The following is a 2,183-nucleotide window of genomic DNA, read 5'->3' as shown; positions in this document are numbered from 1 at the left end:
ATCCAAACGTCCGCCGAGCATGCTACGCTCGTCACTTTTCTTCCAAATCGCTCAATTTGAGTTTTCTTGTTTCTGTGCTGATTTAGGGTTTTGGTTTATAAATGAATCGGTTAGTTGGTTTTAAGTTTGTAAAAAAGCCCTGTTCTTTGGTTTTAAAAGTGTTGGTATCAATCGGTTGGCCTAACAAACGGCTCAAGAGGGATTGCCAACGCTTGGCGACTTTAGTGCAAAATTGAAGTTTAGTGTTTACAGTGTGTTTTTTAAGTTCGGCGGTGCGTTGTCAACCCCTTAGCCGGGCGTTAGGGCTACTTGTCAGCATGTGACTATAGCGTCTAAGTGTTTGGTCCCGTATAATTGCGAAATTCTAGTTTTTAAGGAAAGTTCAGTGGCACAAGTTCCGTTACCAACACCGATTTATCATTTTACGCACATTTCCAACCTCTCAAGTTTGATTAGTTCAGGAGGGATAATTTGTAAGAATGGTGTTGATTCGAGTTCGATTACTTACCAAAGCTCAGCATATGAGAGTGTCCAAGGGCATAGGGAGAGCTTTGAAGTCCCAGTTGATCCTGGTGGTGTGATCCATGACTATGTGCCTTTTTACTTTAATAGTCTTTCCCCAATGCTTTATGCGGTGCATAGAGGAAACATCCCAGGTGTCGATATGCGCGAAGTTGTTTTCTTTAAAACAACGGCTCAAACGGTTGATGGGGCTGGAAAGTTGTTTGTATTTACTGATGGTCATGGAATTATGGCGCTGACAGATTACTATAACGACCTCACTGAACTTTCAGAAGTGCCTTGGAATGTTGTCAATGCGAAATACTGGAACAACTTCGTAGATGGTAGTCGCTTAAGGCAGTCCGAGTTCCTTGTTCACTCCAAACTAGATTGGGAACTCATAGAAACCATTGGGGTCTATAATCAGACTATGAAAGATCGTGTTGAAAGCTTGATTCAACATCTTGCACACAAACCAAGTGTAGAAATTAAGCTTGGTTGGTATTTTTAGCGGAGGGGTTATGATTAGTTACAGAACTGGAAATATAATAATTGATGACTCTGAAGCAATAGTGAATACCGTAAATTGTGTTGGTGTTATGGGGAAAGGTCTTGCTTTACAGTTTAAAAAGGCATTTTTGGATAACTTTAAACAGTATAAATCAGCTTGTGACCGTAAAGAGGTTAAAATAGGAAAGATGTTTGTCACTGAGCAAGGTGACATGTTTAACCGTAAAATTATTATTAACTTTCCTACTAAAGATCATTGGAAAGGTAAGTCAAAGTATGAGTATATTGAATCCGGCTTAGATGATTTAGCAATTAAAATACAAGAATACGGTATTAAGTCTATTGCAATTCCACCATTAGGCGCAGGTCTGGGTGGATTGGAGTGGTCAACGGTAAAATCGATGATTATCGATAAGCTCGGTAGTATTCAAGATGTTTCTATTAATATCTATGAGCCACTTGGTAGTCCGGATGCTAAAGATATTGTAATTAATACTAAAGTACCGAATATGACCAAAGGTCGAGCATTATTACTTAAGCTATTGGGTATTTATTCTTCTAAAGGTTATGAGTGTACTAAATTGGAAGCTCAGAAATTAGCATACTTCCTCCAGGAAGCGGGAGTTGACCTTAAACTGAAGTATGAAGCTCACAATTTTGGACCGTATGCCGATAATTTGAACCATGTGTTGAGCCATATAGATGGACATTTTATTAGTGGTTTTGGAGACCGTGTTGCCAAATCAAGGATCTCTATCATTAATAACTCACTCGATGTAGCGGAAGAATATTTATCTAACCATCCAGAAAGTGATGAGGCTATTTGTAAAGTTGAGAAACTGATACGCGGATATGAAACACCACTAAGTATGGAAGTGTTATCTACGGTTCACTGGGTTGTTAAGCATGAGGGTTATAGTCCAAATGACTTCGACTCAATCAAGTTATTCATCTATCAATGGAATGACCATAAAGCTTCAATTAAAGAAAAGTATCTCAAGAAAGCTTTATCACGACTAGAAAGTAATTGCTGGGTATCGTAGCCCTAACAAAGCATTTAAGAGTGATTCCCAACGCTTGGCATTTTCGGTGCTAATCGTTGGGTTTTGTGTTTACGGTGGTATGGTTAAGTATCGAGGTAGCGTTGCTCACACCTTAATGCAGCGTTATGG

2 protein-coding genes are annotated in these 2,183 nt (G+C 39.1%); both read left to right on the top strand.

The features are described 5' to 3' along the window. Positions 1 to 385: 385 nt before the first annotated feature. A complete protein-coding gene (gene darT, locus AACQ17_RS09040) occupies positions 386 to 1,012 on the top strand; it encodes a type II toxin-antitoxin system toxin DNA ADP-ribosyl transferase DarT (protein WP_017046135.1) in 627 nt (208 codons plus the stop codon). 10 nt (positions 1,013 to 1,022) lie between these two features. Further along, positions 1,023 to 2,054 (top strand): type II toxin-antitoxin system antitoxin DNA ADP-ribosyl glycohydrolase DarG, encoded by a 1,032-nt coding sequence (gene darG / locus AACQ17_RS09035; RefSeq protein WP_017046134.1) that lies wholly within the window; start codon positions 1,023 to 1,025, stop codon positions 2,052 to 2,054. The last annotated feature ends 129 nt before the right edge of the window (positions 2,055 to 2,183 follow it).

This window comes from Vibrio sp. V10_P2A27P122 (genome assembly GCF_963874335.1).
GTDB classification, from domain to species: Bacteria; Pseudomonadota; Gammaproteobacteria; order Enterobacterales; family Vibrionaceae; genus Vibrio; species Vibrio anguillarum.
The sequence above is the reverse complement of the archived record's forward strand: the minus strand, read 5'-3'. Positions and strand labels throughout refer to the sequence as shown.